The following is a 26,113-nucleotide window of genomic DNA, read 5'->3' on the forward strand; positions in this document are numbered from 1 at the left end:
AGGTTAAACCGATCTGCCATTGAGTCCCGTTTTCCGTGAGGCAAAATAGTGTGCTGGCGTGCTGCCCATGGTTTTCTTGAACATGGTGATAAAGGCATTAACCGACTCATAGCCCAGATTAGCCGCCACGTTTTGTACCGAGACTCCGCTTGCCAGCTCCCGCAAGGCGACGATCAGATGCAGCTGCTGGCGCCACCGACCAAAGGTCAGGCCGGTTTCGCGCAGCATCAAGCGGGCCAGAGAGCGCTCGCTGAGCGCCAGCCGCTTTGCCCAGCTTTTAAAGGTGCTCCTGTCTTGCGGATGGCTGACCAGCGCATCGGCCATGGCGCGGATTTTTGGATGCGATGATACTGGCAGGCTCAGTTTCTGCTGCGGCATGGTGGCGAGTTCATCGAGCGTTACGCGAGTCAGCCTGCCGGCATGGCTCTGTGCGGCGCAATCCACCTCTTCATGGGTTAAGCGCTCCACCAGCGCTTTAATCAGCGGTGAAATCGCCAGGGTGCAGCATCTCTCCGGCAGCGCGGCGGCACCCGGTTCAATAAACAGATAGTTGAGATGCGCGTTCCAGGTGGCTTTGGCGCTATGCGCGATCCCGCCAGGGATCCACATCGCGCAATCTGGCGGCACGATCCAGAGATCATTTTCCGCCCGGCATATTACCGCGCCGTACAACGCAATGATCAGTTGCCCCTTGCGGTGCGTATGAACCGGCACTTCTGCTGCGTAATCCACGAAATCAATATGGCGTGCAACCGCCGGGCCGGAGGTGCTGTCCGGATCAAACAGAGTATGAGCAAGTCGGGGTGTCATCACATTGGCAACATTTAGGTATTTTTTGACAGAATAGGGTATTTAGTGACCTGCGCAAACCGGAAATAATGCCCGGTATGAGCAAAATAACCTTTCGTCACATAGTTCCCGTGAATCTGATCAGCCGCATATCAGGCCGCAGGCTTCCATCGATGCTACTGAGCGATGCCCACGCCATGCTCTACTCCGTCAGGAGCTTTGCCGCGGCGATGCTGGCTTATTACGTTGCCCTGTTGATTGGCCTTGAGCGACCCTCCTGGGCAATCATCACCGTCTATATTGTTTCGCAAACCTCGGTAGGCGCGTCCCTAAGCCGCAGCCTCTATCGTCTGGCAGGCACCGTTGTGGGGGCCGGGGCGACGGTGTTGATTGTGCCGACATTTGTGAACATGCCCATTGTATGTAGCGTGATGCTGACCGGCTGGATCACCTTCTGCCTCTGTTTATCCCTGCTGGAACGCACGCCCCGAGCCTATGCCTTTGTGCTGGCCGGCTACACCGCAAGCCTGATTGGTTTCCCCGCCGTCTCCGATCCTGGATCGGTGTTTAACATCGCCATTATTCGAGTGCAGGAGATCACCATCGGCATTCTTTGCGCCGCGCTGATCCACCGATATGTTTTTTCGCGCCGGATCTCAGGGCTGTTCAACACGACATTAGCGCAGACACTGCACTCGGCGCGCCAGCGTATCGCTGACACCTTGTCAGGTAAGCCAGATGCGCCGTCAGGGCCGCTGCATCTGGCGCTGGCCCTGCAATTTCTGCAGGGTATCAGCCACCATATTCCCTATGATTTTGCCCTTTCGGTGCCGGTGCGCCAGGCAAGGAAAGCCCTGCACGACAGGCTGGCGCGGCTGGTCATCGTCAACGGTGAATTACGCGATCGAGTGCAGATGATTGCCAGCATGCCAGCCGATATTCAGATACTGCTGGATGACGTTCAGGCCTGGCTTATCTGCGACGATGCCGGGCAGCGTAAAAGCACGGCAGAGGCGCTACGAAAACGCAGCGCCCGGTTGGCGCAGAGGCGCGCGGCGCAGATAAAGACCTTTGAGGACGCGCTGGTGGTGAATATGATCCGCTATATCACGGAGTCGATAACCCTCATACACGAGTGTGAGCATCTTTCTACCGCCATCCATCACGCCAGGCCAGTGCCTGCGCCAACAGAAAGCCACGCGCTTAAAGGGTATGTTTTTCATCGCGATCCGCTTACGGCCGCCCGCACGGCGCTGGGCGCCTTTGCCATCATCCTGATCGGCTGTCTGGTATGGATTTACTCAGCCTGGCCAGAGGGCGGTACGGCGGTCTCCATTCTTGGGGTGTGCTGCACGCTGTTTGGCAGTTTCGACACGCCGGCACCCCATATTCTGAAATACATAATCGGCTCCATCTGGGGCGTTTTGATAAGCCTGGTCTACAGCTTTTTTCTGCTTCCCCAAATCAGCGATTTCGCCGTACTGGTTGCGGTGTTTGCGCCGGTCTATCTGCTGGCCGGGTCACTACAGGCTCGGCCACCCACCACTTTTATGGCAATGGGCATCACGCTGACGCTGCCGGTGTTATGCGAACTGGGGGCGCACTACAGCGGTGACTTCGCCGTCGCAGCTAATACCGCAATCGCACTCTTTATAGCGACCGGCTTTGCATTTATCAGCATGAGCCTGCTGCAAACCGTGCAGGCAGACGCCGCGATAAGTCGTTTGCTGAAGCTCTGCCAGCGCGATATTCGCCGCAGCGTGAGCGGGGTAGTGACCAGTGATGAGACGCACTGGACCAACCTGATGATTGATCGGGCCGCGCTGCTGATCCCGCGATTGCCGCGCAGCGGGGCATCATCAGCTCGGGCGCTCGATCATCTGTTGCACTTTCTGCGCATCGGTCTTTCTGTCCGCCACCTGCGCCGCGGCGATTCGCCTGTGGGATGTGAGATCAACGAAGTGCTTTATCGCCTTACCCGCACAACTGAAACCGAAGCCTTGCGTGAGCGCATCGTCGCGATCGCAGGCCGCTGCTTGCCTGCAACAGATGAGCCATCGCGCCAGTTTGTCGACAAGCTGGTTGATCTTTACTGCGCGTTACGCGCGCAGCACGAGGAGTCCGCCGATGATTAATGACATCAATATCGGAGGCGTTTTTATCCCCGGATTGTTGGTAACGGCGCTTATCGCGCTGGTCTGCACGTTATTCATTATGCCGCTTCTCTCGTGTAGCAGGCTTTATCGCCGCTTGCCGTTTCGCCCGTTGATCGATCTCTCAAGCTATATCGTTACCTTTTTCCTGCTGTTGCAGGGCCTGACCACCCTGGGGTTACTCGTATGAAATCTTTACTCTTTTTACTGGGACGCTATGTGTTGACGCTGAGTGCTGTCGCGGTGGCGACGCTTGCGGCGTTTATTCTCTGGAAACATTACGCACAGACGCCATGGACGCGCGATGGGCGGGTGCGTGCAGATGTGGTGCAGATTGCGCCGGATGTCTCCGGGCCGGTAAGCCGTGTGATGGTGCGCGATAATCAGTGGGTTAACCGGGGCGATACGCTCTATGTTATCGATCCGCACTGGCTGAAGCTTAGTGTGCTCAGCGCGCAGGCCGACGTTGAGGCAAAACGTCATGAGATGTTGATGCGCCAGGATGCGGCGCGGCGACGTGCGCAGATCAAAGAGGTTATTTCCGGCGAGGATATCCAGCAAACACGCAGTGCGGCAAGTGTCGCGGTGGCTAATTATCAGGGCGCGCTGGCTGCGCTGGAGCTGGCGGAGCTGAATTTATCCCATGCTACCGTTCGCTCGCCGGTTGCAGGTTATGTCACGCATCTGCGGCTCCGCCCTGGCGACTATGCCACGGCGGGGGAGACAAAAGTCGCCATCGTCGATGTGCACAGTTTCTGGGTGGTCGGTTATTTTGAAGAGACCCGGCTGCGTCATATCCAGGTTGGCAACCGTGCGCGGGTTTCGCTGATGGGGTATGACGCGATGATTAGCGGGCGCGTGGAGAGTATCGGGCGCGGGATCGGCGACAGCAATGACGAAACCGGCGGGCTGGGGCTGCCGGAGGTTAACCCAACCTTTAACTGGGTGCGGCTTGCGCAGCGGGTACCTGTGCGTATCCAGTTAGACAGGATCCCTGAGGGCATAGTGTTAGTGGCCGGGCTATCTGCCAGCGTCGCCATCGAGCCGTAAACGGCGTTTGCATGCTCGATGCGGGCTGAAGATCGATGCCAAATCAGCGGGCACGCTTTTCGCCTGGCGTGACGCAACCATGGCTGAAAAGTTAATCGCCTTAACTTCAGCCTATCCCCGGCAGCGGATGCTGATCATGCTGCATAACCTGCATATAAAACGAGAGGGGAGCCGCGAGAGGGCAGCACTAAAGCTGAAATCTGTACGAGAATATTTCGAAGAGTTTTTTCCAGGGCAAAGTCATTCTGTGGCTCAGCTTGCCCGCAGTGGCAGCGCCTTACACAATGATTTATCCCCCTTTCGTTTTCACATTACCGACCCACACTCCGCAGAGTCTCTGTGCGGTGATGCTGCCTGTACTCTGCTTACCGCGGCAGAAATACCGGCTACCTGCACCGCATGGCACCATGCCTTTGAGCGTGAAACCGTGACAGCCAAAGATCAGTACGAGGGCTGTTTTATCTTCAATGCGGTGCGTTCGCCAGTGATAGTTTCCTCGTAAAATCCCCTCGTATACCAGCAAGCGGACAAGGGCCGCGTCAATCAGCCTGATGTTTATCTGCTCTCCTCGTTAAGCAGAGTTTCATCGAGCTTTTTCAGCACTTCGTTCATTCCCCTGCTGACGATCCTGTCTTCACGCATAACGGTCCCAAGCGTCCGCTGAAGCGGGGGCGTCAGCGGGTATACGCTGAGTCCTTCACACTCTTCATGGGCTGCCACGGCGATGCGGGGAACGATGCTGTAACCCAGCCCCGATCGCACCATTCGCTTGATCGCTTCGATACTGCCAAGCTCCATCACCGGGCTGGCAAGATGGCCTGCATGCCGGAACCATTCATCAATCAGCGCGCGCGTTCCGCTTCCGGACTCAAAAATAATCAGCGGCAGCGATAAGAGATCGTCAGGAGAAAGGGCTTTCATCGATCGCGCGGATAAATCCTCCTCCATGATGACCACAAACTCATCCCTGTAGAGCGGATTAACGCTCACGCTTTTGCCTGCGGCTGGCAGTGTGACCAGGCCGATATCGATCCGGTTCTCCTCGACGCCGCGGACAATCTCTGAGGTGTTGCCGGTGCGCACATTCACTTTCAGCAGCGGATGCGTCTGGCGCAACTGCTGCAATATCGGCGGCAAAAGATGAATGCACGCCGTTGCGCCTGTGCCGACGGTGACGGTGCCGGTAATCTCATCGGAATGTAGCGAGACCGCTTCCACCGCGGTGGTTACCGCTGCCGCTATTTTCTGGCAGTGCTCGCAAAGCGTTATGCCAGCCGCAGTGGGCTTGATTCCCCGACCGGTTCGCTCAATAAGCCGCACCTGCAGCGCTTGCTCCAGCTGTCTTATTTGCAGGCTGACAGCGGGCTGCGACAGGCCAAGCTCCGCCGCTGCTTTGGAGAAACTGCCCCGGCTGATGACCAGTCTGAAGGTGGCCAGGTGGTCGAGGTTAAGGTTTGTCATGCCAAAGTTTTCCTTATGCTGCTGATAAGCCCGGTGGCCTGTCTGAAATGATCGCCAGGGGATAGTCTCTTTCTCAGACGCAATAAGGAGCCGTACTGATGGAAATTATTCAGGCAGAAGAACGACATATCCCTGCTATACAACAAATTTATGCATACCACGTATTACACGGCTGCGCCACGTTTGAAACCCAACCGCCCGATGAAGCGGAAATGGCATTCCGCCTGAAGAGGTTGCAGGCCTCCGGGCTGCCCTGGTTTGTCGCCGTGGTCGATGGCAATGTGCGCGGTTACTGCTATCTGGCACGCTACCGCGAAAGGCATGCCTACCGGTTTACCCTCGAAGATTCGGTCTATATCGATGCCGCTTGCCAGGGGCAGGGTATCGGCAAAAAACTGCTCTCCCGTGCGGTGGCATGGGCCGAAGCCAGCGGTTTTCGCCAGCTCGTCGCCGTGGTGGGAAACAGCGAAAACGCTGCCTCACTTGCCCTGCATCGCGGGGCGGGATTTATGCTGACCGGCACACTCAGATCGGTAGGATTTAAACATGGGCGCTGGCTCGATACCGTCATGATGCAACGCACCCTCGGGCAGGGGGAGAGCACGCTGCCGGAGATGGCTGAAAGATCCGGGCATTCTGCCTACTGATGCAGTCGGCTGGAGATCAGCAGAGGGCGTTGTTGCTGGTATGTTAATTCATTGTGGATGTTTCGTTTTTGGTGATAACGTAGCCACATCATAAAACCCGCATAAGGGGTAACCGTGGCACACCAGCAAGCACCTCACATTGAAACAGAACGCCTGATTTTAAAGCAATTTACCCTTGATGATTTTCCGGCGCTCCAGGCGTGCTGGTCGACCCCGGAAATGGCAAAAATAAGCGGTGGCGAGATCCCGACGGCAGAGATGGTCTGGGCTCGCTTGTTACGTTATATCGGGCACTGGCAGGCGTTAGGATATGGCTACTGGGCCGTGTTTGAAAAAGCAACGAACCAGTATGCCGGTGCGTTTGGCTTTCAGGATGCGCATCGCGACACCACGCCGAAGCTGACATACCCGGAAGCGGGATGGACACTGATTCCGGAAGTACGTGGTAAAGGCTATGCCTCTGAAGCGCTGGCCGCAATTTTACTATGGGCAGATGAGACCTTCGCTTCGCCTGTCTGCTGCATCATTGCTGAAGAAAACCAACGCTCAAACTATTTAGCCGAGCGTTTCGGCTTCGAGTTTCAACATTATGTGAGTTATCGCAGTAAGCAGGTGCGGCTTCTTATTCGCGACTAAACTCTTAAAGCGCATTTATAAAATGTGATCGACATAACGTTTTTTCCTCAAAAAATAGTTTGTCCAATTAAATGTGCTTCGAAATGAAATAGTGGCGCCGGGTGAGTTAAAGCATTTCAACGAAATGTCGATATTAGATCGAATAACAACCCCAATGAGTGCCGCTAATATGACATGGAAAAATACCCAGGGCCGAATAGGCCTGTTACTTATAAGCTTTTTCGTTATCTTATTGATCGTTACCTATATTGTTATCAAACTATTCGTCTCCCCGCAGATTATTGAATCCGAAACCAAAAATATTCAGACGACGGTTCAACTACAAAGTAACGCCATTAAAGAGCAGATGAACCGTGTTAAGGCTCAGCAACGCTCAATTACTGAACTGGTTGTCGGTCTGCAAAGCGAGCAAATCGACGCATTATTACCGCATCTGGTTAACCAGTATGGGGATCTCAACGTATTCGGCGGTGGGATTTGGCCTCTGCCTGGGCAGCGCGATCCGGCCAGGGACAAATTCAGTACTTTCTATGCCCGCGACGGCGGCGGCAACCTGCAAGTCAACACCGTATGGAACCAGCCGGAATCGGCAAAATACTGGGAGCAACCCTGGTATAAAGACGGTATGAATGCGCCAAAAGGAGAGTGTGCGTGGGCGAAAGCCTACCAGGATGCGGCCAGCCCACAGCCCCGCACTAACTGTGCCATGGCGATCTGGAAAGATGGCAAAGTCTGGGGCGTGGCGACCATTGACGTGACGCTGGGTTTCTTCAACCAGCTGGCTGTCGACATGGGCAAAGCGGTCAATGGCAGCGTACTGATTGTTGAGGCGGACGGCAAAATCGTCGGCAACGGCTCTTCCGTACAGGATAAACCCGCCCTCTCAAACGTCCGCGATCTCGGTATTCCGGCGGCAGCGCCGTTAATGAGCCTGTTAGGCCAGGGCAAAACAACGGAAGTGCGCGGCAGATATGACGGTGAAGACGGTGCGCATTCCCTGTTCGTTCTGCCCATTAGCGGGAGCCCGTGGTTTATGACGGTTGATATTCCGAGCAGCCAGCTGGTGAGTATTTCTGACGCCATTATGACCAAGCTCACCATCGTACAGGCGATTATTGGACTTCTTATCGTCGTTATCATGATGATTATTGTGCGCAATATTTTCCACAATGTGACGTTGCTCAACCGTAATATTGAAGCGCTCTCCAGCGGCGGCGCGGATTTAACGCAGCGTCTTGCGCAAAGTAAGAGCCCGGAATTTAATGCCATTATTAACAACTTCAATAAGTTTATTTCATTCCTTAATGAGCTGATGCAGCAGGTCGGGAGCAGCACGCTGGCGATCTCGTCCGCTTCGCGACAGATTGCCAGCGGTAACCTCAACCTCTCTTCGCGCACCGAAGATCAATCGGCCTCGATTGTGGAAACGGCAGCGTCGATGGAAGAGTTGACCAGTACCGTACGCCTTAACGCAGAGAACGCGTTGCAGGCGAACAAACTGGCGGAAGAGGTTTCAGCGGCGGCAAAACAGGGGGCCAGCGTGGTCAACAAAGTTGTCTCCACGATGAATAGCATCAATGACTCCTCCGCTAAAGTGGTGGACATCATTAGTGTGATTGATGGCATCGCCTTCCAGACCAACATCCTGGCGCTTAACGCCGCTGTAGAGGCAGCAAGGGCGGGCGAACATGGCCGTGGGTTCGCGGTGGTGGCCGGTGAAGTTCGCTCCCTGGCACAGCGCAGTGCCCGCTCGGCTCAGGAGATCAAAAAACTGATTGAAGAGTCAGTGAGCAGCATTGAGCAGGGCAGCGGGCAGGTTCGTCTGGCGGGGGCAACAATGGATGGCCTGATGGAGAAAGTGGAAGGCGTGGGCGTGCTGATCTCAGAAATCAGCTCTTCCAGCGATGAACAGAGTCGCGGGATTGCCCAGATTAATATCGCCATCAACCAACTCGATAGCGCCACGCAGCAGAATGCGGCACTGGTGGAAGAGGTGGCGGCGGCTGCGCAATCGATGGAAGAGCAGACCGTCCAGCTCGAAAACGTGGTTGGCAGCTTTAAGCTCTGACATACATAAAAGCCGACCCTGCGGGGCCGGCTTTTTTCTCTTGCGTCTGTCACTTGTGCTCTTCGTCGATGCTCGCTTCGCACTTCCCGGGTTATAAATATCCCTTCGTATTTCTGTTTTTTACTAAACGGTTAATCGCCGTGGATTCGGTGGCTATTTTAGTTTTGCAGGTGATGGTCAAGGTCGGTTCTGTGCCAGTGGCGGACGTTACAGATATCAGTAATTTTGCTATATAGTGTCTAGTTTAATTGATAACTTTATAACAATGACCTAAGTTAATAAAATTTCCATGATTATGAGGACGCAGATGATTATCACTATGGAATTATTAATGTCAGGAGCATCTCAAAGAGGTTCGCATAAACGGCAGCAAATCGAGTTGCTTGGTGAAAAATGGCCACCCACAAGGGGGTGGAAGCAAAGGGTAATTGGCAAGATAATTTCTGATGAAATTGCAGAGGAATTTATTCGACTGGGCGATGGTGATTTTATTACTGAGAGTTCTGTTAATAATAAATCTGAGTACTGGTTTAATTCTTTGTTACCCGTAGACATCTACATGTATGTCCTTGAACTATCGAATGGGTGCTACTATGTTGGATTGACAGGAAATATAAAAAAAAGAATAGATGAGCACTTCAATGGGAAAGGTGCCGAGTGGACCCGATTAAACACACCACTTCGATTAATGTATACAGTTAATACAGGAACGAAAAATGCTCGCGAGGCAGAGATAATGGAAAGTGAAGCCACGGTTATACTTATGCTCAAGTATGGCATTAGTAAAGTCCGAGGAGGTTACTATACCCAAACAGAGCAGAATTTAGTTGAAGTGCAATTACGCGCTCATGGAGTATGGGAGCGTGTTAAGCAGTCTGAACTTGAAAAAAAAATTTTCGATTACGAGCATAGCTGGGATGCTGCCATGGGGAATTTCCTTGATGTCGTTTTGAACTATTATGATGAAGGCTGTCCAGAACGTATGCATGAAGCTGTATTTGAGACCTTTTTCTCCTTAACCCGTTATCCATGCTGGAATGAAAGTTTTGCTCCATGTTTAAGCTGGAGTTTTTGGAATAAAAAAGGGATTCTTCCCGTCTTGTTGTCTTTCAAACATGCCCGCACTGTGGGTAGCAAATTACCTTCTGCTTATGACGTGCTTGCCGCAGCCTTAAATAGAGGTAAAAAAGATAATCACCCTCTAAGACGTTTATTCTTGCTGGGTTGGCAGGCTTTTAAACCGCCAACTACACTCAAGCAGGCTGAGACCGTGATTAGGTTCATGTCCTATCTTGATGAAGATACTGAGTTTGACCGACAATATGATGCATTCGTTTCAATTCTTTTCCCTGAGATGCGAGAACTGTTGCAGCAACCATGAATGCAAAAACTATTGTCCACTTTTTCCTGATTCAACGAAGCTTTCTGGATATATCTGTGAACACTCTCCCGATGATTAATGCAATGCTATTTAAACTGTGATGATAATAGTTGCACCTCTTGCTGGTTGCGCGCAGTAGACGTCAGCTCTCATGCCAGTGCGCGTTTTTCTGAAATAAAGTATCTACCATGTTGCAACCTGGCAATTTTACTTCAGTATGCATTACAGCTTTGGCGGATTAAACGATAAGAGCTGTAGTGATCGGGAGCAAGGGAGCGTTATGCATTTTCAAACGCCTATTTTACTGGCTGGTATTTTGGCTTTAACCGGCTGCGTGGTGGCAGATATGGCTCGTCTAACTACACCTATGTTCCCTGGATACAGCTCTTTCAGAAAGTGGATTCAACGGGGCAGACAAATTTCCGTGAACGAAAAGAAGCGCTCTATAGTTGTGGTATTGATCGAAGCGAAAACCTGGATGATAAACACTGGAGTTTAAATACCCTGATGCCGAATGAAACGTCCGATGAACAGTCTGAGAGATTTGATCGGGTTATTGCCTGTATGAAACGTAAAGGCTACAAGGTGTATGGCTTTGATCAGTGCGGGCCATTAAAAAAGCCCACGGGTTTATGCCCTAACTAACGCGACTCTGGCTCAGCCGAATTTTTATTCAGTGAACGGGTCATTGCACGGAATATCTGTTTCTCACTCAAAGCAGCCTTGACTTCTCTCTGTGTCACCAAAAAATCCCGCCGGAGCGTGATCCTCCGCTCCCTACGCGTCACGCTCTATGAATAATTCATGGCAACCCGATTCTTTGTCCTTGATTTAAAATCCTTTTATTATTCTCTTCCCGCGAGCAGCAAAAAGCCTATGCGTTATCGCTTGACCAAGGTAGAACGATCGTTCTACCATTAGCCCATGAACAAAAACATGACCAACACACGCGAGAAAATTCTCACAACCGCTGAAGAGCTTATCTATCAGAACGGTATTCATGCCACCGGTATGGAGCTTCTGGTGAAGACGTCCGGCGTGGCGCGCAAAAGTATCTATCACCATTTCACCAATAAGGATGAGGTGGCTGCCGCGGCGCTGAATGCGCGTGATGTGCGCTGGATGGAGTGGTTCAGGCGTGAGTGCGACAAAGCGGAGACGCCGCGCGAGCGCATCCTGAATATCTTTACCGTGCTTAAAAGCTGGTTCGAGTCGGAAGGCTATCGCGGCTGCGCATTTATCAATACGGCGGGCGAAGTGGGGGATGCGGACGATCCGGTTCGCCAAATCGCCAGGCAGCACAAGCAGAAACTGCTCGACTACCTGGTTGAACTTACCGGGCAGTTAAATCCGGATCAGCCATTACCGCTGGCGAGGCAGTTACTGATACTGATTGAAGGCGCCATCACCATGTCGCGCGTGATGGGCGATTACCGCGTCGCCGATGAGGCAAAAGATGTCGCTCAGTTATTGCTAAAGCAGATCCCGTAGCCGGGATCTGCGTTCCAAAAATGAAACACTCACCTGTCCACTTATGCTGGAGGCACCACCATGTCCGATTCACCTATCCGTCCGCCGCTGCCGCCGTTTACCCGCGAGTCAGCACTTGAAAAAGTCAGGCTTGCTGAAGATGGCTGGAACAGCCGCGACGCCGAAAAAGTGTCGCTTGCTTACTCTCTGGATACCAAATGGCGCAACCGGGCGGAGTTTGCCAATAATCGTGAAGAGGCGAGAGCGTTTCTTGATCGTAAGTGGAAAAAAGAGCTGGAGTACCGACTGATCAAGGAACTGTGGGCATTTGACGGTGACCGTATCGCTGTCCGCTATGCCTATGAGTGGCGCGATGACTCCGGGAACTGGTTCCGTTCTTACGGCAATGAGAACTGGGAGTTTGGTGAAGACGGGCTGATGCATCATCGCTACGCCTGTATTAATGACATGCCGATTAAAGAGAGCGAGCGCAAGTTCCACTGGCCGCTGGGGCGTCGCCCGGACGATCATCCGGGATTATCCGCGCTGGGGCTGTAAGTGTCCGGGCATCCCTTACCGGATGCCCGTCCGTTATCGGCTGGAAGAAGTCGCAGGCCTGGAGGGTCAGAAAGGTTTGGTAGGAAGATACTTGCCATCCAGCGTGATCACGGCGCGATGGCCGCCATCCGGATCGTCGACTTTTTTGATGTCCAGCTTGAAGTTGATCGCACTGATCACACCATCGCCGAATTTCTCATGAACCAGCGCCTTCAGGGTCGGCCCGTAGACCGACATCATTTCATAGAAACGGTAGAGAGTCGGATCGCCGGGCACTTCGCCCCCAAAGCTTCCGCGAACCGGCACCGTTTGTAGTAGCGCAATTTCATCAGCATTCAGATCGAGCTTCTCGCCCACGACGCGCGCGGCACTCTGCGGAAGAGGGTGCTGGCCGAGCAACGCGGCAACAACGAAGGCTTCGGAGAGCCCTGTGCCGTCAACGATCTCCGCATAGGAGAGGTTTTTGCGTGCCTTTGCCAGAATGATGGTTTCAGTAAGCACCTGGCGGGCGCTCTGGGTAACTTGAGTCTGGATCATTATTTTATCTCCGGGTTGATAGGGGGTTCAGGCAACAAGCCTGGTACGTTGGGAAACAGCATGAACATCCGGGTTCTCCGCAAGGGAGACGAATTCCCGGCCATTGAAGGCGTCAATGCCTCCGCTGCCGATGTCATATACCCAGCCATGCAGCGTGACGCGGCCCTCTTCAAGCGCGAGGCGAACAGAGGGGTGCGTCTGAATATTGGCAAGCTGCGCAATCACATTTTCACGCACCATCGCCGCGACTTTCGTCGGCCGATCCTCATGCTGTCTCGACTCATTCACGACCTTCGCTGAATCAGCGTATCGCAGCCAGCTGGCCACGGCAGGCATATGATCCAGACACTGACAGGTGGCAATTGCCGTCATTGCGCCGCAGTCGGAGTGACCACAGATCACAATATCGGCGACCCTGAGGGCGGAAACGGCGTACTCCACGGAGGCGGTAACACCGCCCGGCTCCGGGCCATATGACGGGACAATATTGCCGGCGTTGCGGATCACAAACAGATCGCCGGGTTCGCGTTGAGTGACCAGTTCCGGCACCAGCCGGCTGTCGGAGCAGGAAATGAAGAGCGCCTTCGGGCTCTGCTGGGTGGCGAGATCCCGAAACAGCGTGCTCCTCTCGGGAAACGCCTCCTTCTGGAACTTCAAAAAACCGTCAATGATCGCTTTCATCGTGCTTTCTCACTGTCGCTGGGTGTGGAGCAGAGAGTAAGCCGTGCGTTGTATAAGGTAAAAGTCTCATTTATTATGAGATTTATTAGATAATCTAATGGAGAGCATGATGCTCGCCCGGCATATTCACTATTTTCTTGCAGTTGCAGAGCACCTTAGCTTTACGAAAGCGGCAGCGGAGCTGCACGTATCTCAGCCAGCGCTTTCGCAGCAGGTAAAGTTACTTGAGGAGAGTCTGGGCGCTCAGTTATTTGATCGCTCAGGGCGCACGACACGTTTGACGGATAGCGGAAAGATCTACCTGCAATATGCCCGTCGCGCGTCACAGGAGTTGCGTGAAGCCACGCGCGCCATTCATGAGGTGAGCGATCTCAGCCGCGGATCATTACGCGTGGCGGTGACGCCAACCTTTACGACCTATCTTCTGGGGCCGCTGGTTGAAGCCTTTCACGCCCGCTATCCAAAGATCACTCTCAGCGTGCAAGAGATCGCCCAGGAGCATATGGAAGAATTGCTTTTGGCAGGGGAGCTGGACGTGGGTATCGCTTTTGCGCCGGTGCACAGTCCCGATATCGAATCGGTCCCGTTGCTGGAGGAGACGCTTGCGCTGGTGGTTAGCCCCAGACACCCTTTGTCGAAAGAGAAACGTGTTGAGCTGCAAAGGCTTGGCGAAGAGTCGCTTGTGTTACTCAGTTCGGAGTTCGCGACGCGCGAGCAGATCGATCGTTACTTTCGCAAGCATCACATCACTCCTCAGGTGCTGATGGAGGCCAACGCCCTTGGCGCGGTGATTGAGATTGTCCGCTGGACGCCGCTATCAACGTTATTACCTGCGAAGACGGCGTTTGCCCAGGACGATCTGGTGGCCATCGCGCTTGAACCCGAGCGGCTGCAGCGTACGGCTGTTTTACTGCGACGAAGAGATGGCTATCAAAGCTTCTCCGCCCGTGCCTTCACTGAACTGGCAATAGAGGTTTCAGCCAGGCTAACTGACTGAAACGCAGCCCATGTATCGCTAACCCGGCGGATAGCATTTCTGTACTGTAACGCCAGACAACCGCCAGCCGCCGGGGCGAATATTCATCAGAAGCGATATGTCACAGTCAGGCTTCCGGTGGGGGACGCTTTGCGCTGCACAATGGGGCTATTACGCGCATCACCCGCCAGCTGTGTATAGCCTGCATCGGCGACCACGCTCCAGCGTTCGGTGAAGTTGTGCGTCCAGTCGAGATTGAGTGACCAGGCATAGATCCCCGAACCGGCGGTGTATTGCGTAAACCCCGATGCGGCGGACTGCGTGGCACTGACCCCGTAGTAAGTCTGCATATAATCATTTGTCCCCCAGCTGCTGGTCAGCCCCAGCGTCACGCTATTTTTCGGCGAGTGATAAAGCGGGCTGACGATACCGAAATGCAGCGCCGCACCATTGTCGCGCTGGGAAAAGGGCACCTCAGCCTGCAACTGCGCACTCAGCCAGTTGGTCAACTTATACCCAAGGCCCACAACGCCGAGCGCCGAGCCTTTTACATTGCCCATTCCACGTAAGTGGTCGCTGCCGTCGCTCATGGTATCGCTGTCGACATTGTGATCTTTACGGCCGGTGCGATAGCTCAGTGCCGCGCTGTAATCGACGTTGCCAAGGCTGTTGCCATAACCGATGCCGCGCGTCGAGCTGGCGAAGAAGCCATTACGCATTGAGTAATCGAGCACCAGCGCCGTCGAGACGCGGTTTTCATCGGAACCTGAATAGCGCGGCGCAACACCCACGCCGCCCCCCAGCGTTAAGGTGGTACCCTGGGGCGGTTCTGCCGCCAGTGTTGGAGTGGCGAGCAACGCCAGCAGCGCGCCCGGCACGATTTTTTTCAGCGGGCGTCCCGGGAATGCAGGGAGGAACTTACGACGCGGTTCGGTGTTTCTCATTAAATAAGTCCTTATGGAGTCATCTGATTACGAGTCACGCCTAGTTTGCATACCCACCCTAAAGTTCTCATGAGCCGAAAATGAAGAAAGTCTGAAGCGCGTAACGGTGAGATAAACCTGATAGATTTCAGCTACCGTTTTTTCTTCAGACGTTCTTCATTTACGCCTGGTAACGTAACTATTGTGAAAATTCTACTTATCGAAGACGACCTCGATCTTGGCAACGGCGTACGTATTGCGCTGGCCGATCAAGGGCTAGACGTTATATGGGTTCGCCGCAAAGCGGATGCGCTGCATCAGCTCGATCTCTGCGTGCCGGAGCTTGTGCTGCTGGATCTCGGGCTGCCCGACGGCGATGGCATGAGCCTGATGGCCATGTTGCGCCAGCGGCTCAACAGGATCCCGGTCATTATTCTGACCGCGCGAGGCACGCTGCAGGATCGTCTGGGCGGGCTGGATGCCGGGGCTGATGATTATCTGGTCAAACCCTTTGTGCTCGCCGAGCTGCTGGCGCGGGTGAGAGCCCTTGCGCGGCGCAGTTACGGTTTTGACAATGAGGTAATCGACATTCGCGGATTGTCCCTTCATGTGCCGACGCGGCGCGTGACGGTAAGCGCACGCACGATTGAGCTGACGGCAAGCGAGTACGCGCTGCTTGAGACGTTACTGTTGCGCCCCGATCGCGTGGTGACGCGCCGCTTTCTGGAAGAGCGCGTCTTTGGTGAAAAAGAGAATATGAGCAACACCCTCGATGTGCATATGGGCAATCTGCGGCGCAAAATTGGCGAAGGGTATGTGCGCACGGTGCGGGGCGTAGGGTATGTCATTGATACCGTTCCCATTGAGAAGAGGGAAGGGTGATGGGAACGTTCTGGCGCAGCCTGAAGGCCCCGACGCTGGCTCGGCGAATTATCATCGCCCAGATGCTGTTGCTCACGCTGCTATGGTGCCTTTTTCTCACCTTCATTTTGTGGGAGGACTTGCGCAGCCCGCCGATCCTCACCGGGAGTGAGACTTACGAAACCATCTTTACCATGGTCGATCATATGGACGATCGCCCACTGGCGCGAACCGCCGTTCTGGAGTCCTTCAGTCGGGCACTGCGGGAAGGGTATGGCGGTGGTGACGATCCCGCGCTCTCCATCAGCCTTATCGTGCGCAGAGATCACGCGATTATTTACGCCTCTGAAGGCGCGCCAACCGGGGTAACCAACAGCAGCTATGGCAAGCTGCAAAAAATCGAGAGTGAAGGGCGCAGCTGGACCAGCCGTACCCTTAAATCAGCAGACGGCAAAACGGAGGTTACGCTCATCACGCCTGCCGGCAGCTTGAACTTCTTTATCTACCTCAACTCGCGCGGCTACTACATCCTGCCGCTGCTGGTCTGCATCCCGTTTCTGCTATTTCCCGCCTGGCTGTCGATCCGCATCGCCATGCGGCCCTGGAACAGGGTGGTCAGCGAGATTGCTTTACGCACGCCGGAGGATCTCTCGCCCTTAAACGCTGTGCCAAAACATAAAGAGCTTCGCCAGATGGTGGATGCAATCAATGACTTTCTGGCGAGATTGCGGGAAAGCACGGAGCGGGAGCGGGTGTTTATTGCCGATGCTGCGCACGAGCTGCGCACCCCGCTGGCGGCGATGCGCATCAACGTTGAGGCGTTGCAGGGCTATATCAGCAGCGAGCGTCAACAGGCGTTGCTGGCAGGAATTATTCGTAGTAACAGCCGTGCGGCACGTCTCGTTAATCAGTTGTTGCTGCTGATGCACAGCGAAGCGCGCACCGATACAGTGATGGCCCCCGTGCCACTGACCTCGCTTATCCAGGATCGTATGGCGGCGCTGTCGCCGCTGGCGGCTGAGCGGCGGATCGAACTGGAGTTTTACGCCGATGATGAGTTCTGCATCGACGGTGTCAGGGAGCGCCTGATGTCGCTGATTGATAACGTTATTGAAAATGCGATCAAATATAGCCCGGAGGGCGGGCGGGTTGAGGTCGCAGTGCGAACGTGTGATGCATTCACGCAGCTTCGCGTCTCTGATGCCGGGCCCGGCATCCCCGTTGAGCTGCGCGAGCGCGTCTTCGACCGCTTTTTCCGCGATCCCAATCAGATGCAGAGCGGCAGCGGGTTAGGTCTCTCCATCGTCAGGGCGGTAGCGCAGCAACACAACAGCCGCGTTAGCTTAGGCACCTCTGAAGAGGGGGGATTAGTGGTGACCGTTGAGTTTCCCAGCCACACCGCTGCCTGAAAAAAAGGAACTGCTTTACGAAGCGTATCGGCTTCTTAAGCAGCTTCACCTTCCGGGAGAAAAGGGAAGCGATGGATAACGTTTCACCCGGGCGTTGTGTCGTAAGGGTTTGTTATTGATTTTGTTTGCTGGTGTAGATGTCAGGCCGGCTAATGGACCAGGTGTAATTTTGCCGGTTCACCGGTTGATAGCCAAACTTTTCATAAAGCCATGGCGCGGTTGTGGTGAATAACACGATCCTACGAAGCTTTTCAAACACCGGGTGACGATGAATAGATTCCATAAGCCATCTTCCCAACCCTTCGCCCTGGTGCTCCTCAAGGACATAGACATCACACAGATAAGCGAAAGTCGCGTGATCCGTTACCAGGCGTGCAAACCCTATCTGGGTTTCGTGGTGATAAACACCAAAGTTAAGGCTGTTTGCTACTGAAACTTTGACGGTCTCCAGATCGATACCTTTTGCCCATGTGGATCTCGTCAAATAGTGATGCACTGCCTGTATGTCCAGTTTTTCGTTGTCTGTGCTAACCAGAAAATCATGCATACGCCATTCATGTATCGCTGAAGTGCTCACGCTCACACCTGTCAAAATGATGTCGGGAAACTGAACATTATCACTATCTGCACGCCATTAACCCCCACTGGATCTGGCTGGCTTTTTGTGAAGTCTGAAAGGGCATACGCTTCGCAGTTGTCCTTTTGTGATGCGCACGCTATTGAGCTGGCCGTAATCCGCGAAGCAGCAGGTTCAGCGCGGCAATGCCTTGCGCGAGGCGCGTATCGCTTTCATCGCTATCGGCAATCCAGAACGCGGCTTCAGCCAGACTTCCGTAAATCAGCGAAGCGAGCCCCTCCGGGTCGGCTTCTTCAATTACGCCCTGCTCGATCAGATCGCGAATCAGGGTCTGCATGGATTGCACGCAATGGCGCTGTGATTCAGGTGAGAAACCGCCCAGTACGGCTTTGGCATCGCGCAACATAATGCGCTGAAACTCAGGCTCCAGCGCCATCTCAAGGCAGGCGCGGCAACGGCTGCAAAAACCTTCCCACGGATCGGCTGCACTGTCCGAAATCGCCTGTAGCCGTTGATCCATTTCGTCATCAATTTGCTCTACTACCGCGGCCAGTAAGCCTTTTTTATCCCCGAAGTGGTAATAGAGCGCACCACGCGTTAGCCCTGCCTGAGCAGTCAGATCATCCATCGAGGTTTCAGCGAAGCCATGCTCTTTAAAAAAGTGGCGGGCAGTTGTCAGCAATGTCGCTCTTGTCTCTTCCATCTCGGCACGGGTACGGCGAACCATGATTTTTCCTTTACATACGCAATGAATGATTATTTACATACGCAGCGTATGAATATAGGATTGTTTTCATACGCCTTGTATGAATTGTCGCTGTGCCACGGCGTTGTGGCAAGCACATGCTACCGGAGAATGAGATGGCAACACTCTATCGAGACCTTTTTTCTGCCCCTGGAACCGGCCGTTTTACGGCGGCTGGCCTGCTTTTAGCCGCGTATGCCTGGCCGGGTTGTTGTTCGGATCATTGCGCCTGACAGGGCGCTCACATAAGGAACTGCATGATGAGTACTTTCTCTGGCGCGACGCAGGTTCGCGGTTTATGGACGCCGGTCCTCGCGGTTGGTCTGGCAACATTCTCTGTAGTGACGACGGAAATGCTGCCGGTCGGGTTGCTGACTTCCATCGCCGCGACGCTCTCTGTCACCACAGGCAGTGCGGGGCTGGCGATCTCTCTGCCAGCACTGCTTGCTGCGTTATTCGCACCCTTCGTGGTTATTGCATCGGGGGGGATCGATCGGCGTTTGATACTGTGTGGCCTGCTGGTGCTGCTGATAGTGGCTAACCTGGCCTCGGCGTTGGCATCCAGCCTGGCCATCATGCTGATGGCGCGCGCCCTTGTTGGTTTATGCATGGGAGGAATCTGGGCTATCGCGGGCGGTCTGGCGGCGCGCCTGGTGCCGGAAAAATCGGTTGGCCTGGCGACATCCATTATATTTGGCGGTGTTGCGGCCGCATCGGTACTCGGTGTACCGCTGGGGGCGTTCATTGGCGATGCGATCGGATGGCGTTGGGCTTTTGGCTGCATGGCGCTTTTTAGCACACTGGTCCTGGCGCTGCATCTTGCTGTTATCCCGCCGTTGCCTGTTGCTGCCTCCGCGAAGGTCGGCCAGTTCATTGCGCAACTTACCAACCGCACATTAGTAGCAGGTTTGCTCCTGACACTGTTGCTGGTTACCAGCCATTTTGCGGCTTTTACCTTCGTACGCCCGCTGTTGATCTCTGTATCCGGATTCCATACCCAGTGGATTTGGGCGATCCTCTTCGCGTACGGTATCGCGGGTATTATAGGTAATTTCCTTGTGGGGATCGGCGCTGCCCGCAATACCACGCGCACGCTGATGGTGGTGGCAACGGCACTGGCCGTAACGCCGTTGCTTTTTCTGAGCGCAGGGCAGACGGTTATGGGCGGCGGGGCGATTTTGATTTTCTGGGGGCTGGCATACGGTGGGCTCTCCGTCGGGCTGATGACCTGGATGATGAAAGCCGCTCCCGACGCCGTTGAGATAGCCGCAGCCCTTTATGTCGGCATCTTTAATATTGGCATTGCGACAGGAGCATGGGTTGGCGGGGAGCTTGTTGATGCGTTAACGCTTACCGCGCCTCTGTGGCTTGCCTGCGCATTAGCGATTGCTGCTCTGTTATTAACCATGATGCCGAGTCGTATCTCTGCCCGAAGATAACTGTAGCGCCCCCCAGAATCAGGGGGGCATCATCCTTCAGGCACTTTTGTCAGAGCCAAAATGCCATTCAGCGGTGGACGAAAGCGTTACGAACGGCCCGCCGAGCGTGGCATTGTGATGGCTGATGATGTCACTTGCTGACAAGCATTCGCTATCCATGGTGGTGTGCGCATCTGAAATCAGCACGGTTTTAAAGCCCCGCTCCGGCGCTGCCCTGCAGGTCGTATCGACACAAAACTCTGTTTTCATGCCGGCAATAACCAGCTGTTTTACGCCTGCCTGCTCGAGGTGATGCAGCAGGGTCGTATCCCGAAAACAGCTGGGGTACTTTTTAACAAAGATAATATCCCGCCCGGCATCAACATCCATTTCCGCTATCAGTTGCGTTAGCGGGCTCTGCTCTGAGAAGGGCGAGTCATCTGGTTCGGTGTGGCGGGCAAAAAAGATCGGCACCCGATCCTGTCTCGCTTTAGCAATCAGCAGGCAAATATTTTCCAGCACGCTGACTGCGGAGTGTGGGGCAACAGGGCCACGGAAAAGCCCCTGCTGCATATCGATAACCAAAAGTGCCTTGTCAGATGAAATCATGATGTGTCTCCATTCAGCATGTTATGAACGGAGAGATCGTTTTCCCCGTCCGGTTTGGCGGGGGCGAGGATCTGTTTGTCAGAATTCAGTCACAGATAACGCCACACCGCCGCAAGGCCCGGTGGTGGTGGTGGTAGTCGTGATTGAGTGAACTGACTTAATCATTTTCTGGCCTTTAGTGATGCGTTAACGATTAAAACAGGAAAGAGAAAGATGACAGAAGCGCCTCTTCGCTTATAACACCAGGCAAATAACGTTTTCAATCTCTAATCTGAACAACGCTCATTTAAAAATGGCACGAACGGAAAGATGTCATCCCGCCTCCTCATGTATATCTCTCTTCACAGAGAAAAAAGAGGAGATGAAGATGCTGAAAGGTAAAAGAGCGGTTATTACCGGCGGTGGCAGGGGGTTTGGTCAGGCGCTCTGCGTATGGCTGGCGCGAGAGGGCGTTGAGGTCGATTTTTCCGCGCGGCGGGCTGAGGATATTGAGAAAACCTGCGGCATCATTACCGCGGAGGGCGGCATCGCAAGAGGGTATCTGTGTGATTTAGCCCAGCCTGAATCCCTCCCTCACTTTTCCGATCGGCTGTTAGCGTCAGACAAGCCCATCGACATGTTGATCCTCAATGCTGCGCAGTGGTTGTCAGGCACCTTAGACGAGCAGCCTGCGGCAGACATTATCACGACCATCAACTCTGGCGTGACAGGGTCGATTCTGCTGACGCAGGCGTTGCTGCCGGGGCTTCGGCGTTCAGAGAGCGCAGATATCGTCGCGATCATCTCTTCATGCGGCATCCCGAACTTTACGGACTCTATTGCCCACCCCGCTTTTTTTGCGAGCAAACATGGGCTTAGCGGGTTTATCACGAAACTGTCTCAGCAACTTAGCGAAGAGAATATTCGGGTTACCGGCCTCTATCCACCCGATTTCGAAGTGACAGGATTAGACCCGCTTGCCGGGAGCCAGGCGAAAATGGGTGAGCGTCTGCTGAATGGGCGTTCGGTCTGGGAGACGATCCGTTTTGTGCTGACGCAACCGCGGAGTTGCCATATCGGCCAGATTTACTTCCAGGGCCCAACCCGCGAAGCGCTGTAACCGTAGCACTTTCAGACTCAGCAAAAGGGAGTCGAATAAAAAACCGGGTTGGCACGTTTACACGCTAAACACCCCAGGAATTATCAACATGACGCGTATCGTGCCTGCCATCGCTCTCGGATTTCTGCTCAGCTCCTTTTCGTTATATGCCAACCCGGCTGACTACCGTATTAATTCGCAAGAAACCACCATTACCCTCTCCTGGCAGGCATTTGGCGATATGTCACAGGCCAGGCTGGGAGATGTCACCGGGGATATTGCGCTTAATGCTGGCAACGACAGAGATGACACTGTCCATGTCTCCATCCCGGTAGCGACGCTCAATGCCTCTAACCCGCTGTTAACCTGGCAGATGAAAAGCAACCTCTTTTTTGACGCTGAACGCTACCCGAACATCATATTCACCAGTAGCAGGGTGGTGGCGCTGGGGCAGGGGCACTATCGGATCCTGGGCACTCTGGCAGTGAAGAATATCGCGCGCCCGGTCATTCTGGATGCCTTACTGAATGATAAAACCAGCGGGCCAGAGAACATTTCCCTGAATGCAACAACCACGATTTCACGCTCGGCTTTCAATATGACCAGTTTCGCGGCGCTGGTTGATGACCACGTGACCATCAATATTGCGATTCAGGCCCGCCTGCACCGGGCCGTCTGAGCGCGCCTTTGGCTATGCAAGCGCTGCCTGCAGGGTGAGCGCGTTTTGCTTCAGCTGGGAGGTGGGGTTACGGCCAATCAACACAAACTGGTAACCACCTGAGTGCCACCAGACAAGGTTCATCTGGTGGCGCTGCTCGTGATTCAGCTCCGCGCGCGCGGGCTGGCTGTCCGGCGAAATGCAGAGCGCCATCGGGCCATAATCGGCATGCATCCAGGCGATCTGCGCAATGGAGGTGGTGTCATAGCGCAGGATGCGCACCATTTTCAGCTCTGCTCCATGCAGTTCAAGTTGTTGCGCATCCGCCCGTAAACCGATGTCCTGTGCCGTGCGTGCCAGCCCGCGCTGCAATGCCGTGGGTGAGCTGTCTGCATCAAGCAGCGTCTCTGCGCTATAGAGCGACATATATTGCGCCTCAAGGTCGCGAATTTTTTCGCTCTCCCCCAACGTCTTCGTTGCAGGACGCGCCAGATAGCCCAGCCCGGAACCGATCACCAGAAAACTGAGCGAGGCGGCGATCAGCGCCCGTCGGCTGACGCCGGATGTTTTCGGTTCAGTTGCCGCTGGCCGGGCGAGCAGGGTGGTGAGTTGTGCCTCCATGCGTGACTGTGGTGCCTCATTAAGCAGTGGCGCAAAAGCGCTGGCAATCTCTTGCTGGTTAACCCTTAACGCGTTAGTTCGTGCGGCGAGCTGTGTATCTTCAGCCAGCGCGGCCTCGAAACGCCGGGCATCGCTTGCCTCCATTTCGCCATCCAGCCAGGCGACGATAGCCTCATCGCTGTAGGGCGCTGTAAATCTGATGGATTTCACTCTCGCTTCTCCTGTACAGGTCGCGGGGCGTGAACAAGCTGAGCGAGTTTCGCCCTCGCCGTCGCCAGCCGGCTCATGATGGTGCCAATCGGCACAGACAAGGTATCTGCCGCTTCCTGATAGGTAAAACCTTCGACATAGACCAAAAAGACCGCGTTGCGCTGCGCTTCCGGCAGGTCGCTGACGTGCTGCATAATTTTTCCATAGTGCAGGCGAGCCTCATCCTGCTCATGGGTATCCGGCGCCAGCAGTTCATCGCTTTCAACGAAGCCCTGCCCAAGGCGCACCCGGCGGGCACGCACATCTGAAATCCAGATGGAGTGCAGGATGGTGAATAACCAGCTGTCGATACGCGTGCCGGGGGTGAACTGCGCGCTTTTTTCCAGCGCGCGCACACAGGTAGACTGCACCAGCTCCTCGGCAACCTCACGATTACGCGACAGAACCAGCCCATAGCGCCACAGGCGTGTCAGATGTTCAGCAAGATGCTGGCGGACGTCACTGCTAGTGATTTTTTTATCCTCATACCTTTACTCAGGATCCAGCATGGCCGTTAATCGCCGCCTCAAGATCCCGATACTCCTCGCAACTCTGCCCGCAGAGTGTGGCGATGGTTTTCAGTTGTGCTTGCGCCAGGTCAGGACGCCCTTTGATAAGCCACGCTTCACCCAGATATTCCCGCACTTTGGCATACGTGGGGTCGAGGGCGATAGCGCGCTGATAATAGCCGATACCCTCATCCGTACGCCCCAGCTTGCGCGTGGCGTAGCCGCGATAATTCCATGTTTCAGCGGTATCGCCATTTTTCAGCGTGTTGAGCAGATTCAGCGCAGCCTGATACTCCCCTTTTTTTGCCAGATGATAGGCGTAACGGGTTTTATCTTCATCACTGAGCTGGCTTGTTTTTTCTGGCACGCACTGCTTTGTCGAACTGTCGTACACCTGCCCGGTTGGGCAATCCGGCGTTTTGCTGTTGCTGCTATCGTCCCCGGCAGCAAAAACCGGCGCGCTTAACAGAACAAAGGCCACAGGCAGCAGACGTTTAATCATGGCGGTAGGTAATTTCATGGTGGACTCCAGGTTAACGAAAAGCACGGCCGGGCAGCATGCGACGCAGTACGCCGTCCCGTAACAGGTAGTGATGGAAAAGCGCGGCCAGCGCATGCACCAGTGCCACTGAGATCAGCGCCCAGGCTACCGTGTCGTGCCACCCAGCAAGGGTATGCCGCAGGGTGGGGGTAATTTCCACCCAGCCTGTCAGGTCGAACAGACCAAAGAACTGGAAAGGCTCATGCTGCGACCAGCGGAAAAGAAATCCCAGCACGATTTGCGTAAAAAGAAGCAGATAGAGCGCGGCGTGCATGCCGTGCGCGAGCCCTTTCGCCAGAGTCGAACCCTCGAGCGGCGGCATCGAAAACTGGCGGGAGCGTTGGCTGAACAGCCGCCAGAGCGGGCGGACAACCATCACCAACGCCAGCAGGATGCCGCAGGAGATATGCACGGCCTGCAACCCTTTTCGCAGCGGCGTCCCGCGCTCCAGCAGCTCCCAGATATGTGCGCTGGCAAAGAGGAAAATGACGCTGGCTGCGGTGATCCAGTGCAGGGCGAGGGTAAAACTATCGTAGCGCTGTCTTGTCAGCGCCGGTGTTGTTGCGGTCATAAAGCGATTCCATCAGTCTGTTGATGATGGGTAAACGCCACACCCTGTGGATCTATTCGATAAAAAATTGTTTTTTGCTTTTTATTCCGGCGAGCGGCGCTAAAAAGTGGCGGCTATCACGCCGCAAAACCGCGAAGCGGTGCGGTTTGTTGTTCTTTAGCGCCAACTTTGCCACCATGTATCCCCAGAGACGCGCTGAGCGGTAATGTCGACCTGTTCTGCTACGAGGACCTCATATGAGCACTTTTCATCAACATACTGCCACCAGCCTTAGCGGCGAGCCTGTGCCGATGGCCGACTACGCGGGGAAGGTGGTGCTGGTCGTTAATACCGCCAGCCATTGCGGCTTCACGCCACAATATGCCGGCCTCGAAACCCTCTACCAGAAATATGCCGCCCAGGGGCTGGTGGTGCTCGGTTTTCCCTGCAACCAGTTTGGTAAACAGGAGCCCGGCAGTGCGGATGATATCGCGCAGACCTGCCACATTAACTACGGCGTCAGCTTTCCAATGTTTGCAAAAATCGAGGTTAATGGCGCCGCCGCGCATCCGCTGTTTCGTTACCTGAAAAAGGCGCTACCCGGCGTACTGGGGGAGCGAATTAAGTGGAACTTCACCAAGTTCCTGGTTGGCCGCGACGGCAAACCGATTAAGCGTTTTGCGCCGTTTACCAAGCCGGAGAAAATGGAAGCCGCGATCGTTGCTGCGCTTGAAAGCTGATTTCAGCGCTTAATCGAAGGCGTTATTTTAGTGTGCTGGGGCACAGGCAGGGGAGGCAGGCGAGGGGCGAGAAAAGCGTCCGCTATGTGCCTGGAGCGGACATTCATATTTTAATATTGTGAACTTAGCCGCTTTGCTAATGAAAACAGGGGATCTGCGCCCGACATGCAATGCGACTTCCTTACCTCGCTCAGCGCTGAAACTCACCAAAGCCAACG

The 26,113-nt window shown here is 54.5% G+C and carries 30 protein-coding genes; 18 read left to right on the plus strand and 12 right to left on the minus strand.

The annotated features are described in order from the left end of the window. Positions 1-3: 3 nt before the first annotated feature. Positions 4-810 carry an AraC family transcriptional regulator gene (locus SOM48_RS21960; RefSeq protein ID WP_320513030.1) on the minus strand — a complete coding sequence of 269 codons (807 nt, stop codon included), beginning with the start codon at positions 808-810 and terminating at the stop codon, positions 4-6. A 152-nt stretch (positions 811-962) separates the two neighbouring features. Here SOM48_RS21960 and SOM48_RS21965 point away from each other — a divergent pair, with 152 nt between their 5' ends. The 4 genes from SOM48_RS21965 (at position 963) to SOM48_RS21980 (ending at position 4,494) form a co-directional block, all read left to right on the plus strand. After that, complete coding sequence (locus SOM48_RS21965) at positions 963-2,924, plus strand: FUSC family protein (RefSeq protein ID WP_414672802.1); 1,962 nt, start codon at positions 963-965, stop codon at positions 2,922-2,924. After that, positions 2,917-3,132 (plus strand): DUF1656 domain-containing protein, encoded by a 216-nt coding sequence (locus SOM48_RS21970; protein ID WP_139568762.1) that lies wholly within the window; start codon positions 2,917-2,919, stop codon positions 3,130-3,132. Before SOM48_RS21965 ends, SOM48_RS21970 begins: the two co-directional genes overlap by 8 nt. After that, positions 3,129-3,992 carry an HlyD family secretion protein gene (locus SOM48_RS21975; RefSeq protein ID WP_320513010.1) on the plus strand — a complete coding sequence of 288 codons (864 nt, stop codon included), beginning with the start codon at positions 3,129-3,131 and terminating at the stop codon, positions 3,990-3,992. The genes SOM48_RS21970 and SOM48_RS21975 overlap by 4 nt, the downstream gene beginning before the upstream one ends. Before the next feature lie 79 nt (positions 3,993-4,071). Beyond that, complete coding sequence (locus SOM48_RS21980; protein WP_341850046.1) at positions 4,072-4,494, plus strand: TraB/GumN family protein; 423 nt, start codon at positions 4,072-4,074, stop codon at positions 4,492-4,494. Positions 4,495-4,547: 53 nt separating this feature from the next. Here the strand turns inward: SOM48_RS21980 and SOM48_RS21985 are convergent, their stop codons facing one another. Next, positions 4,548-5,453, minus strand: a complete 906-nt coding sequence (locus tag SOM48_RS21985) for a LysR family transcriptional regulator (RefSeq protein ID WP_320513012.1) — start codon at positions 5,451-5,453, stop codon at positions 4,548-4,550. Between the two features lie 98 nt (positions 5,454-5,551). On the opposite strand from SOM48_RS21985, the gene SOM48_RS21990 reads away from it, so the two are divergent. The 7 genes from SOM48_RS21990 (at position 5,552) to SOM48_RS22020 (ending at position 12,213) form a co-directional block, all read left to right on the plus strand. Then, the gene (locus SOM48_RS21990; protein ID WP_320513013.1) at positions 5,552-6,100 is read left to right on the plus strand and encodes a GNAT family N-acetyltransferase; all 549 of its coding nucleotides are present in this window, start codon (positions 5,552-5,554) and stop codon (positions 6,098-6,100) included. Positions 6,101-6,214: 114 nt separating this feature from the next. Beyond that, positions 6,215-6,736, plus strand: coding sequence for a GNAT family N-acetyltransferase (locus SOM48_RS21995; RefSeq protein ID WP_320513014.1), 522 nt, complete (start codon positions 6,215-6,217; stop codon positions 6,734-6,736). Between the two features lie 169 nt (positions 6,737-6,905). Beyond that, positions 6,906-8,804 carry a methyl-accepting chemotaxis protein gene (locus SOM48_RS22000; protein WP_320513015.1) on the plus strand — a complete coding sequence of 633 codons (1,899 nt, stop codon included), beginning with the start codon at positions 6,906-6,908 and terminating at the stop codon, positions 8,802-8,804. 307 nt (positions 8,805-9,111) lie between these two features. Continuing rightward, positions 9,112-10,185 carry a GIY-YIG nuclease family protein gene (locus SOM48_RS22005; protein ID WP_312200055.1) on the plus strand — a complete coding sequence of 358 codons (1,074 nt, stop codon included), beginning with the start codon at positions 9,112-9,114 and terminating at the stop codon, positions 10,183-10,185. Between the two features lie 280 nt (positions 10,186-10,465). Beyond that, a complete protein-coding gene (locus SOM48_RS22010) occupies positions 10,466-10,684 on the plus strand; it encodes a hypothetical protein (protein WP_289742779.1) in 219 nt (72 codons plus the stop codon). A gap of 425 nt (positions 10,685-11,109) precedes the next feature. After that, the gene (locus SOM48_RS22015; protein ID WP_320513016.1) at positions 11,110-11,676 is read left to right on the plus strand and encodes a TetR/AcrR family transcriptional regulator; all 567 of its coding nucleotides are present in this window, start codon (positions 11,110-11,112) and stop codon (positions 11,674-11,676) included. Positions 11,677-11,736: 60 nt separating this feature from the next. Continuing rightward, on the plus strand, positions 11,737-12,213 hold the full coding sequence (locus tag SOM48_RS22020) for a nuclear transport factor 2 family protein (RefSeq protein ID WP_320513017.1): 477 nt from the start codon (positions 11,737-11,739) through the stop codon (positions 12,211-12,213). Between the two features lie 66 nt (positions 12,214-12,279). Here the strand turns inward: SOM48_RS22020 and cynS are convergent, their stop codons facing one another. Next, the gene (gene cynS, locus SOM48_RS22025) at positions 12,280-12,750 is read right to left on the minus strand and encodes a cyanase (protein WP_076769715.1); all 471 of its coding nucleotides are present in this window, start codon (positions 12,748-12,750) and stop codon (positions 12,280-12,282) included. Positions 12,751-12,777: 27 nt separating this feature from the next. Continuing rightward, a complete protein-coding gene (locus SOM48_RS22030; protein ID WP_320513018.1) occupies positions 12,778-13,431 on the minus strand; it encodes a carbonic anhydrase in 654 nt (217 codons plus the stop codon). Positions 13,432-13,540: 109 nt separating this feature from the next. Between SOM48_RS22030 and cynR the strand changes: the two genes are divergently transcribed. Beyond that, entirely contained in the window at positions 13,541-14,428 is an 888-nt protein-coding gene (cynR, locus tag SOM48_RS22035) for a transcriptional regulator CynR (RefSeq protein ID WP_320513031.1), read from the plus strand. An 86-nt stretch (positions 14,429-14,514) separates the two neighbouring features. Here the strand turns inward: cynR and SOM48_RS22040 are convergent, their stop codons facing one another. After that, a complete protein-coding gene (locus tag SOM48_RS22040; RefSeq protein WP_313163755.1) occupies positions 14,515-15,351 on the minus strand; it encodes a MipA/OmpV family protein in 837 nt (278 codons plus the stop codon). Positions 15,352-15,534: 183 nt separating this feature from the next. Here SOM48_RS22040 and SOM48_RS22045 point away from each other — a divergent pair, with 183 nt between their 5' ends. Both SOM48_RS22045 and SOM48_RS22050 read left to right on the plus strand, forming a co-directional pair. Beyond that, positions 15,535-16,212, plus strand: a complete 678-nt coding sequence (locus tag SOM48_RS22045) for a response regulator (protein WP_315082865.1) — start codon at positions 15,535-15,537, stop codon at positions 16,210-16,212. Beyond that, a complete protein-coding gene (locus tag SOM48_RS22050) occupies positions 16,212-17,600 on the plus strand; it encodes a sensor histidine kinase (protein ID WP_320513019.1) in 1,389 nt (462 codons plus the stop codon). Before SOM48_RS22045 ends, SOM48_RS22050 begins: the two co-directional genes overlap by 1 nt. A gap of 112 nt (positions 17,601-17,712) precedes the next feature. Here the strand turns inward: SOM48_RS22050 and SOM48_RS22055 are convergent, their stop codons facing one another. After that, positions 17,713-18,147, minus strand: coding sequence for a GNAT family N-acetyltransferase (locus SOM48_RS22055; RefSeq protein ID WP_414672803.1), 435 nt, complete (start codon positions 18,145-18,147; stop codon positions 17,713-17,715). Between the two features lie 169 nt (positions 18,148-18,316). Further along, a complete protein-coding gene (locus SOM48_RS22060) occupies positions 18,317-18,904 on the minus strand; it encodes a TetR/AcrR family transcriptional regulator (protein WP_320513021.1) in 588 nt (195 codons plus the stop codon). 278 nt (positions 18,905-19,182) lie between these two features. Between SOM48_RS22060 and SOM48_RS22065 the strand changes: the two genes are divergently transcribed. Next, the gene (locus tag SOM48_RS22065) at positions 19,183-20,361 is read left to right on the plus strand and encodes an MFS transporter (protein WP_414672804.1); all 1,179 of its coding nucleotides are present in this window, start codon (positions 19,183-19,185) and stop codon (positions 20,359-20,361) included. 36 nt (positions 20,362-20,397) lie between these two features. Here the strand turns inward: SOM48_RS22065 and SOM48_RS22070 are convergent, their stop codons facing one another. Next, complete coding sequence (locus tag SOM48_RS22070; protein ID WP_320513023.1) at positions 20,398-20,949, minus strand: cysteine hydrolase family protein; 552 nt, start codon at positions 20,947-20,949, stop codon at positions 20,398-20,400. Between the two features lie 367 nt (positions 20,950-21,316). Here SOM48_RS22070 and SOM48_RS22075 point away from each other — a divergent pair, with 367 nt between their 5' ends. Continuing rightward, complete coding sequence (locus SOM48_RS22075; protein WP_320513024.1) at positions 21,317-22,048, plus strand: SDR family oxidoreductase; 732 nt, start codon at positions 21,317-21,319, stop codon at positions 22,046-22,048. A gap of 88 nt (positions 22,049-22,136) precedes the next feature. Continuing rightward, entirely contained in the window at positions 22,137-22,706 is a 570-nt protein-coding gene (locus SOM48_RS22080) for a YceI family protein (RefSeq protein ID WP_320513025.1), read from the plus strand. 12 nt (positions 22,707-22,718) lie between these two features. On the opposite strand, the gene SOM48_RS22085 is transcribed toward SOM48_RS22080, so the two are convergent. Genes SOM48_RS22085 through SOM48_RS22100 form a run of 4 tightly spaced genes read right to left on the minus strand, consistent with a single transcriptional unit; the run spans position 22,719 to position 25,176 of the window. Continuing rightward, entirely contained in the window at positions 22,719-23,516 is a 798-nt protein-coding gene (locus SOM48_RS22085; RefSeq protein WP_076769720.1) for an anti-sigma factor family protein, read from the minus strand. Continuing rightward, a complete protein-coding gene (locus tag SOM48_RS22090; protein ID WP_288880317.1) occupies positions 23,513-24,028 on the minus strand; it encodes a sigma-70 family RNA polymerase sigma factor in 516 nt (171 codons plus the stop codon). Before SOM48_RS22090 ends, SOM48_RS22085 begins: the two co-directional genes overlap by 4 nt. 22 nt (positions 24,029-24,050) lie before the next feature. Then, a complete protein-coding gene (locus tag SOM48_RS22095; RefSeq protein ID WP_414672805.1) occupies positions 24,051-24,566 on the minus strand; it encodes a tetratricopeptide repeat protein in 516 nt (171 codons plus the stop codon). A gap of 31 nt (positions 24,567-24,597) precedes the next feature. Beyond that, on the minus strand, positions 24,598-25,176 hold the full coding sequence (locus SOM48_RS22100) for a cytochrome b (RefSeq protein WP_320513027.1): 579 nt from the start codon (positions 25,174-25,176) through the stop codon (positions 24,598-24,600). A 236-nt stretch (positions 25,177-25,412) separates the two neighbouring features. Between SOM48_RS22100 and SOM48_RS22105 the strand changes: the two genes are divergently transcribed. Beyond that, positions 25,413-25,895, plus strand: coding sequence for a glutathione peroxidase (locus SOM48_RS22105; protein WP_320513028.1), 483 nt, complete (start codon positions 25,413-25,415; stop codon positions 25,893-25,895). The last annotated feature ends 218 nt before the right edge of the window (positions 25,896-26,113 follow it).

The organism is Kosakonia sp. CFBP8986, from assembly GCF_034044935.1.
GTDB classification, from domain to species: domain Bacteria; phylum Pseudomonadota; class Gammaproteobacteria; order Enterobacterales; family Enterobacteriaceae; genus Kosakonia; species Kosakonia cowanii.